11 protein-coding genes are annotated in these 9,273 nt (G+C 28.1%); 5 read left to right on the top strand and 6 right to left on the bottom strand.

The genetic code is table 4. The features are described from left to right. Positions 1-225: 225 nt before the first annotated feature. The 6 genes from ACNF36_RS02760 to truB form a co-directional block, all read right to left on the bottom strand. Positions 226-1,053 carry a TIGR00282 family metallophosphoesterase gene (locus ACNF36_RS02760; protein WP_323680402.1) on the bottom strand — a complete coding sequence of 276 codons (828 nt, stop codon included), beginning with the start codon at positions 1,051-1,053 and terminating at the stop codon, positions 226-228. 42 nt (positions 1,054-1,095) lie between these two features. After that, positions 1,096-2,109 carry a recombinase RecA gene (gene recA, locus ACNF36_RS02755; RefSeq protein ID WP_418303649.1) on the bottom strand — a complete coding sequence of 338 codons (1,014 nt, stop codon included), beginning with the start codon at positions 2,107-2,109 and terminating at the stop codon, positions 1,096-1,098. Positions 2,110-2,310: 201 nt separating this feature from the next. Further along, positions 2,311-2,577 (bottom strand): 30S ribosomal protein S15, encoded by a 267-nt coding sequence (gene rpsO, locus ACNF36_RS02750; RefSeq protein WP_323177784.1) that lies wholly within the window; start codon positions 2,575-2,577, stop codon positions 2,311-2,313. A gap of 199 nt (positions 2,578-2,776) precedes the next feature. After that, the gene (locus tag ACNF36_RS02745) at positions 2,777-3,634 is read right to left on the bottom strand and encodes an FAD synthase (protein WP_418303648.1); all 858 of its coding nucleotides are present in this window, start codon (positions 3,632-3,634) and stop codon (positions 2,777-2,779) included. 1 nt (position 3,635) lies between these two features. Beyond that, positions 3,636-4,451, bottom strand: a complete 816-nt coding sequence (locus tag ACNF36_RS02740) for a YcsE-related riboflavin metabolism phosphatase (protein WP_418303647.1) — start codon at positions 4,449-4,451, stop codon at positions 3,636-3,638. Then, positions 4,432-5,292 carry a tRNA pseudouridine(55) synthase TruB gene (gene truB, locus ACNF36_RS02735; protein ID WP_418303646.1) on the bottom strand — a complete coding sequence of 287 codons (861 nt, stop codon included), beginning with the start codon at positions 5,290-5,292 and terminating at the stop codon, positions 4,432-4,434. Before truB ends, ACNF36_RS02740 begins: the two co-directional genes overlap by 20 nt. Before the next feature lie 104 nt (positions 5,293-5,396). Between truB and gmk the strand changes: the two genes are divergently transcribed. The 5 genes from gmk to ACNF36_RS02710 all read left to right on the top strand — a co-directional run. Beyond that, positions 5,397-5,999, top strand: coding sequence for a guanylate kinase (gene gmk / locus ACNF36_RS02730; RefSeq protein ID WP_257089243.1), 603 nt, complete (start codon positions 5,397-5,399; stop codon positions 5,997-5,999). Beyond that, positions 5,992-6,759, top strand: a complete 768-nt coding sequence (locus ACNF36_RS02725; RefSeq protein WP_418303645.1) for a PP2C family protein-serine/threonine phosphatase — start codon at positions 5,992-5,994, stop codon at positions 6,757-6,759. The genes gmk and ACNF36_RS02725 overlap by 8 nt, the downstream gene beginning before the upstream one ends. Beyond that, complete coding sequence (locus tag ACNF36_RS02720) at positions 6,752-7,756, top strand: serine/threonine protein kinase (protein ID WP_418303644.1); 1,005 nt, start codon at positions 6,752-6,754, stop codon at positions 7,754-7,756. The genes ACNF36_RS02725 and ACNF36_RS02720 overlap by 8 nt, the downstream gene beginning before the upstream one ends. After that, positions 7,756-8,613 carry a ribosome small subunit-dependent GTPase A gene (gene rsgA / locus ACNF36_RS02715; protein ID WP_418303643.1) on the top strand — a complete coding sequence of 286 codons (858 nt, stop codon included), beginning with the start codon at positions 7,756-7,758 and terminating at the stop codon, positions 8,611-8,613. The genes ACNF36_RS02720 and rsgA overlap by 1 nt, the downstream gene beginning before the upstream one ends. Then, positions 8,591-9,273: ribulose-phosphate 3-epimerase (locus ACNF36_RS02710; protein WP_418303642.1), on the top strand; the 683-nt coding region annotated here is incomplete at its 3' end. The genes rsgA and ACNF36_RS02710, both read left to right, overlap by 23 nt.

Genomic DNA, 9,273 nt, shown 5'->3' with positions numbered 1-9,273 from the left:
TTGACTTGTCATGTCTTGTATATATCTAGTTTTCAAAGAACTTCTTTGCTATCAAAAGCATGAATATTATAACACTAAATTAATTTCTCAAAATTTTTTTTAATTTTTTTAATGTTCAATAAAAAACACAACTAGTTAATAATTACTAGTTGTGCCGCTTAATAATTAGCTATCTGAAATTTTCTTCTCAGTCTACTTTTATTGCCCCTCTAAAATTGACTTATTTTAAATTTCTATATTATATATATTGATTGGTTTTATTGTATTCTCTCTTTTAGTGTTTAATTCAATAATTACAGCATTTAACTGTGTGTTATTTTCACTGACAGTAAATTTCTCCCTACTGTTATATCTCATTTTTTTATAAACTTCCTCAAAGTTTGCACCAATTGCTGCATTCATAGGACCGACCATACCTACATCAGTAATATATGCAGTTCCTTTTGGTAAGATCCTATAATCATTAGTTTGAACATGTGTATGTGTTCCGACTACTGCATCGACAACTCCATCTAAATATAGACCCAGTACATTTTTCTCACTTGTTGTTTCGGCATGGAAATCAACAAAATTAAAGTCCACAGATTCTTCTTCCATAATAGAATCCATAGCATCAAAAAAGTTATTTGCACTTTCCTGTTCTCATGGACTAAGTAGATTATTAAAAGTTATACCCAACAAGCTAATAACTCTTAGTTTAGAATTTTTAACTTTAAATATCTTAGCCCCACTTCCTTGATAGCCTCTATCTATATTTAATGGTCTAATTATGTTATTCTCATTTTCTAATAGTTCATAAATTTCCTCATTAGCTCATACATGGTTTCCCATAGTAAATGCATTTATCCCTAATTCTGAAAGTTTTAAATAATCTGTTTTATTAAGGCCTTTTCTTCCAGAAATGTTTTCCCCTTGAGCAATGATAAAATCTATTTTGTATTTTTCTTTTAAAGTTTGGATATATTTTTCTACAGTTTTAATTCCTGGTTCTCCAAAAATATCTCCAAAAAATAGTATTCTAATTTTCTTATTTCTTTGCTTAGTCAAGTTCATATAGCAATTATATGACTAACAAATTAAATGTTTAACTTATTTTTAAGATTTAATTTTAGTTAAAATTGCTTCCCTTAACTCATTGTCATTTTCAATATAATCGCGCATATTTTTCTTTCCTTGAGCTATATTTTTACCATTATAGCTATATCAAGAACCTTTTTTCTCAATTATTTTTTCTTCGACTGCGACATCAACAAGTTCTGAAAACTTATCAATACCTTTCGAAAATATCAATTCGCTCTGAGCAGACGTATAAGGGGCTGATAATTTATTTTTAACAACCTTGAACCTAATTTCAGTTCCTGTATTTGATTTTCCATCTGTAATAATCGTTCCTTTCCTTACTTCAACTCTTATACTTGAATAAAATTTAAGAGCACGTCCTCCTGGAGTTGTTTCTGGACTACCAAAAATAACTCCAATTTTTTCCCTCATTTGATTTATAAATAAGATTGTTGTCTTATTCTTATTTGAATTTCCTGTGATTTTTCTAAGTGCTTTTGACATTAATCTTGCTTGAGCACCAATTTGTTGATCGCCCATTTCTCCATTTAATTCAGCTTCTGGGACTAATGCAGCAACACTATCAACCACAATCAAGTCAATGAATCCTGATTTAGATAGTGTATCGACAATTTCTAACGCTTGTTCCCCTGAATTTGGTTGAGATAAAATTAATTTATCTAGTTGAACACCAATTCTTTTAGCATATTCAGGATCTATTGATTGTTCTGCATCTATAAATGCAGCTAAACCTCCATTCTTTTGAACTTCGGCTATAGTATGTAGTGCTAAAGTTGTTTTACCACTACTTTCAGGACCATAGATTTCAATAATCTTCCCTTGTGGAAAACCACCTATACCTAAGGCTCTGTCTAGAACATAGCTACCACTATGTATAGTTTGTATATTTATTTCAGGTTTTTCACCTAAAATCATTATTGAATCATTACCAAACCTTTTTTCAATTTCATTTAAAACTGATTTTGCATTTTTCATTAATGTTGCATAATCAGGAATCGGAATGGTTGTTTCAATTTCTGTTAAATTCATTTTTTCACCTCCAATCTAATTACACAACTTTTTTAAGAAAATTTATCGCTCATTCCAAAACTGAACTAAAAAAGAACCACAAGTATCATAGTATAAATTCCCGATTAACTATGATGGCTTGTGGTTCATTTTTTATAATAACTGCAATAAGATAAAAATTAAAAATTTTTGGTTAAATTTGAAAAAATTTTAAAAAATCAATTATTTACGAATATTTAAAGCTTCAATCACTTCGTTGTATTTTTCAAAATTTGTTTCTTTTAAATGTCTTAAAAGAACTTTACGATGTGAAATTTTTGCTAAGAAACCTCTTCTAGAATGATTATCTTTTGGGTTGTTAGCAAAGTGAGGTTTTAAAAGTTCGATATCTTCTGTTAAGATAGCGATTTGAACTGCTATATTTCCAGTATCTTTAGAATTTTTACCGAATTTTTCAGTTAATTCTAATTTTCTTTGTTTTGAAACCATAATATCTCCTTTGAATTTGAAATTATTATGTTTATAACCCAGATGTTTTATATTTCAAAACTCCGAGCTATAAATTTGTGTTTTATATGAAAAAATCTGATATTTCCTAGTATCTGTAAGTTTTATTTAATAATTACATATTGCAATTATTTTTAATTATATAACTTTTTAATTAAATTCTTCTAATTCTAAATCCAATTTAATAATTAAATAATATTTCTTTAGATTTTGCAATATCAGTGTCACTTAAAAATGCTTCATATTCATTTTTAATTAATCTAACTACTTTTCTGAATTCAACAACTATTTGACTATCTGCTAAATCTTCAAGGTCAAAGTTAAATAAATCTAAATAAACCGAATGATCCAAATCAATTAATATGCTTGCATATATTACTAAGTCTTCAAAATAAATCACACCTGAATATACACCTGGATGAATGTTTACTAAATTTGCAGATTTTGTGATTATTAAATCAGAATTGACATTACAACTGATTGCATAATTGAAAACTAATAATGAATTGACAAAATCTAAATCACCAAACTCTATGCTTTCTTTTAGTTTTGATGTACTGATTTTTACATTTTGAATTTTCTGAGTTGGCTCAGTAATAAATGAATAATTTTTATTTAAAGTATTCTCATTTTTTGCAAGTTCAAAATTATAACTTGCTCGATGACCACATTTATAATCTTCGCCAGATATAAATGTGACTTTTTTATTTTGACCCAATTTATTTAAAAATAAAATTCCATCTCAATTTCTTATCGCTTCAAAATCAAGTTCAATAATTGAATCTAAATCCAATTGAGTAAGCTGCATATATTTTGCATTTTTATCTGTAAAACTAGTTCCATTATCTTTTGGCAGCAATTTATCAGAATTAAAACAAACTAAAATAATTCTGCTATCTTCATTTTGTTTTTTTAATTCAATAGCCTTTTTATAGAGTTGATAGTGACCTAAATGAAATGAATTAAATTCACCTAAAAGAAAAATATCATTATCTTTTGTCTCAAAATCATCTAAATCATAGATTAATAAATCTTCCATATTAAATTAAACCTAATTCTTTTAATTTTAAATATGCTCCATCGTATTCTGCATCTAACATAATTTCATCAGCATATTTTTTAACACTGTTGCTTGCAGTTTCTGTAGTTACACCAATATAAGCTTTTTGTAGCATATCAACATCATTTGCTCCATCACCGAACGCAATTAGGTTTTCTTGCAATGTAAAACCAAGTTTTTCACACAACACTTCTAAAGCAGTACTTTTCATACAGTTTTTTGGACTAATGAAAATTCCATTACTTCAAGTTGAAGACACTTCCATTGATAAATTGTTATCTTCGATGAATTTTTGCATTTCTTTACCTAATATTTTTGCATCAGGTGTGTTAATTGTAATCATATATAAATCATCATTTGATAGTTCTTTTTCATCAAAATCATAATAATTAGTCATAAACGGTCTAATAAATCAAGATCTTAAATCCATTGTAGGTGATTTAAAGACTTTATCAAAATCAGTTACTGCAAATGCAATAATTTTATCTTTATATGCATTATAAAACTTAACAACATCTTCTTTAAGAAGGGTATTTTTGTAAATAAATTTCTCAGTTTTAGGGTCAAAAATAAATGATCCATTTGCTCCTATAAAGTAGTCTGGTTCAAGAACTTTTAGAAAATCCCCAATTGTTGCGAATTCTCTTGCTGTAGCTAAAACTGAAACGATTCCATTTTGTTTTAATAATGGAAAAATTTTTCTTGTATTTAATGAAAATTCTCTGATCCCTTTAGCTAATAATGTCCCATCAATATCAAATGCAGCTACTTTAATATTATCTTTGATTGTTTTCATATAAATTTATCCTTTCAATCGAAACTTTTTTAGGCTTAAAAATACCTTTTATTACTTGCCCAATGGCTCAAACTTCATTTTCATTTGGTGAATAAAGTAGGTAATCACCATCTTCTTTTTCAACTTTAAATTCATTACCATTTCTAATGAATTTAAAAATTTCATTATTTGAAATCATTTTTTTTAGATTTAATAATTTATCAATTTGAATTTGTTCATAGCGTTCTTCAAATAAGTCATCAACAGAAACATTTCCACAACTTACTCTTTTTAAATAAGTCATTACACAATTTGTTCCTGCCTTTTGTGCCGTATCAACTAAAACAGTTCTAACGTAGGCACCTTCAGAAACTTTTAATTCAACTGTTGCTTCTTGAGTGTACTCATCAAAATTAATCAAATTGTAAGCAAATATTTCTATTGGTTGTTTTCTTAACTCAACTTCCTTTTGCTCTCTAGCATACTCGTATGCTTTCTTACCATTTATCTTTTTTGCACTATATATAGGTGGTATTTGAAATTTTAACGTTTTAACATACTCCATTGCTTCAAGAAATTCTTGTTTTGTAATTGGTTTATTATTTAGCATTTCAACCTTACCATCAACATCATACGTGTCGCTTTTGTAATTGAATTTACATTTTGCTATATAAGTTTTAGTTTTGTCAGCAATATAAGGCAACAATTTAGTTTCAAAATCTGTTGCAAAAATTATTAAACCGCTTGCTAATGGGTCTAAAATTCCAGAATGGCCTATTTTTTTTGCGCCCAATTCTTTTTGTAAACCTCTAATAGTTTTATTTGAAAAATCACCACTTTTTTTATGATATTTGTAAAACATAATACACCTACTTTTAGTATTTAAATTTTATAAGAAAAAATAATATTAATTTAATATTATTTGCAAAGTTATTCAATCACAAAAGTGCTATAATACTTTCAACTATGAATACATCTAAAAATCCAATTATTATTTTCACTGGACCTAGTGGTGTAGGAAAAGGGACAGTTGAAAGATTATTATTCGAATACGATGAGTTAAACTTATCGTTATCTTGTTCTGCTACAACAAGACTTCCTAGAGAAGGAGAGTTGGATGGTATTCATTACTATTTCATTGATAGAGATAGATTCAGAGACAAAATTAAAAGTAGAAAATTTCTTGAATTTTCTTACCATTTAGATAATTATTATGGAACTTTATATTCTGAGTTAGATAAGATTCATAAAAAACATAAAGTGCCTATGTTAGAAATAGAAACAAATGGTGCTAAACAAGTTATTAAGAAGTTCACTCAAGATACAAGAGAAGCTGATAAATATCACTTAATAACTATATTTTTAGCTCCACCATCAGTTGATGATTTAAGAAAAAGAATTTTAAACCGTGGTTCTGAAAATCCACAAACTCTTAAAAGTAGACTTAAAAAAGCCGAAGAAGAAATTGCTGATTCACACATTTTCCAATACATCGTTGTAAATGATGTTCCTGAAAGAGCGGCAGAAGAAATTAGAAGCATTCTACACAAGGAGCTTGGAATTGAGTAGTTTCTATTTCGAATCATTACAAGGTATTAGACCTAAAAACGACGATAGAGTAGCTGTATTTGAAAATGATACAGCTTATTTATCTATTCTATGCGATGGAATTGGTGGACAACCACACGGTGATACGGCTGCTCAAACAATAATTTCAAGATTTAAAACAGAATTTGAAAGCATTGGGAATCTTAATTCAGCAATTGCTATTGAATATTTTATAAAAAACACATTCGACAAAGTTCATGAAGATTTTTACAACTTAATCAAAGAAGATCCATCAAAATTTACAATGGGTTCAACTTGTGTTGGATATTATTTTTCTAAATTGTTAAATTCACTTGTGATTTTTAACATCGGTGATAGTAGATGTTATTTATTAATTAAAAAATCTAAAAAAACAGAGCTTAAGTTGATGACAAGAGATCACAACTTGTTAAATAAGCTTACTGAAGAAAATAAAGATTCATCAACTTTTTCAGATAGCTATTTAAGATTGCTTGTTAATGCTATTAGTTACAATAACAAAAAACATTTTGATGTTGACTTATTTGTTTTAGATCCGAAATCATTAGATATTATTGAATGAATTTTATTAACTTCAGATGGTATTCACGAATTTGTTTCAACTTCAAAAATTGAAAATATTTTAACATCAACTAATTGTCCTGAAGAGGCTACTAAAAAGATAGTTTCAGAGGCACAAAAGAATAAATCAAGTGATAATATGAGTATAGTTTTACAAAGATTGAGAGGTACAAATGAGTAAATCAAATGAACAAATTAACTTAAATCCTCAATCTAATATTTATAAAAAATACGATGTTCAAAGAATTCTTGGAACTGGAGGAATGGGAACTGTTTTTTTGGCTACATTCAAGAATGATAAAAACAAAAAAGTAGCAATTAAATATTTAAATAATATTTTTAATGAAACTGAAGCTAAAAGATTTGAAGATGAAGCTAAATTACTTTCAAAAGTAAAATCTAAGTACTTACCAATTTTTTATGAGCATCATAAAAGTTCATCTGAAGAATACTATGTTATGGAATATATTAGTGGCTTGACATTGCATGACCACATTCGAAAACATACATCCTTAAGTGCCAAAAAAGCAAGATCATACATTATGGAAATCGCTGAAGGAATAGGTGAACTTCATGCACACGGAATTATTCACAGGGACATAAAAAGTCAAAATATCATAATTACTAATGACCAAAAAATTAAAATCTTAGACCTTGGTATTTCATTAACTCCTGAATCACAAAGATTAACAAGAGAAAATGCAGTTATTTGTAGCCCGTATTATGCAGCACCTGAATACTCAATTAAAAACCACAAAATAACAAAAGCTGTTGATATTTATGCTTTAGGCGTTTTATTGTTTGAAATGTTAACGGGAACTTATCCATACAAAAGCGAACATGAACATGAAACAATAACATTGCATTATAAAGGTACATTCCCATCAGCCAGAAACTTTACTGATATCCCTCAAGCATTGGATAATGTTATTTTGAAAGCTACAGCTAAAAAACCTGCAGATAGATATCAAACTGTTTTTGAATTTAAAAAAGCGGTCAGCGAATCGCTTGATTCATCAAAAATGTTTGAGACACCATTGAAACCTGGTAAAGCTAAACAAAAGAAAAAACTTAGCAATATTATCAATGGCAATGCTTTCCTAATTACAATGATTGTTATTATTCTTGTAATAATTCTTGCAGTAGTTTTATGATTCACAATTTGAGGTAGCAATTAATGATTTACAAAGTCACAAAAATTGTCGCAGGAATTTACACATTGCAAAATAATCAAGGTGAGATTTTAAATATACCTGCAGCAGGGAAATTAAGATACCAAAATCAAACACCTATTGTCGGAGATAATGTTTTAGTTGAGAATAATCAATTAAAGGAAATCTTAGAAAGAAAAAACGAATTCATAAGACCCAAAGTCGCAAACGTTGATCAAATGATTGTTGTAATGTCTGTTAAGGACCCACAATTTCAATTTTTTTTAGTTGATAAATATCTTGCGATTATTGAATTTAAGAAAATTAAGCCAGTTATCTTTTTAACCAAGACAGATTTGGATCCTGAATACTCTGGAGAAATTTATGAATATTACTCAAATATGGGTTATAAAGTATTTTTAATCGATAATCTAAAGCCATCAAGCTACATAAATGAAGTTAAACAAATATTTAAAGATAAATATTCTGTTTTTATGGGTCAAAGTGGTGTTGGAAAAACAACAACTATCAATAATTTGGGTCAATTTAGCTTTGACACTCAAGAAATTTCTAAGGCACTAGGGAGAGGAAAACATACAACAAGAGTTGTGTCAATAATCCCTTTTAATGATGGTTATGTTATTGATACACCCGGCTTTTCATCCTTAAATTTAGATTTAACACCAGTTGAATTAGCACAAAGTTTTGAAACATTTTATGAGTTATCAAAACTTTGCAAATTCAGAAACTGCATGCACATAAACGAAAAAGATCAAGACTGTGCTATTAAGCAACAAATTAACACTAAGCTAGTTCCTTTAAAACGTTATGAAAATTATGTAAAATTAAATCAAGAAATTAATGAAAATAAAAGAGGATTTTAATATGACAAAATATGTAACACCAAGTTTATTAAATGTTGAAAAAGAAAACAGATTAGCAATAGCTAATACATTGGTTGAAAATGGTATCAAATGAATTCACTATGATGTTATGGATGGAAAATTTGTCCCTAACACAGCAATTCAAGTAGAAGAAATCGAAAACATCAATAAAAATGGTTTAAAACACCTTAAAGATGCTCATTTAATGGTTGTTAACCCTTATGATTATGTAGACCAAGTTAAAGATGTAGTTGATATCATCACATTCCACTTTGAAGCTATTAAAGATGATCTTAAAAAATTTGATGAATTTTTAACTCAAAAATATGATGAATTAAAAATCGGTTTAGCAATCAAACCATCTACATCAGTTGATGAAATTAAGCCATTTTTAGACAGATTAGCTCTTGTTTTAGTTATGTCTGTAGAACCAGGTGCCGGAGGGCAAAAATTTATGCCATCTGCGCTAGAAAAAATTGCATACTTAAAAGATTTAAAAATTGAAAATGGTTACGAATACTTAATTCAAGTTGATGGAGGAATTAACAATGTAACTGGACCAGAAGCTTTTAAAGCAGGTGCTGATGCATGTGTTGCAGGAACATACATTGTTGTTGAACCTACAAAAGAAAGAATTCAATCAGTTTTAGGACACCATAG

This window comes from Mycoplasma sp. 4463, from assembly GCF_048381515.1.
In the GTDB taxonomy this organism is placed as follows: Bacteria; Bacillota_I; Bacilli_A; order Mycoplasmatales; family Metamycoplasmataceae; genus Mycoplasmopsis.
The sequence above is the reverse complement of the archived record's forward strand: the minus strand, read 5'-3'. Positions and strand labels throughout refer to the sequence as shown.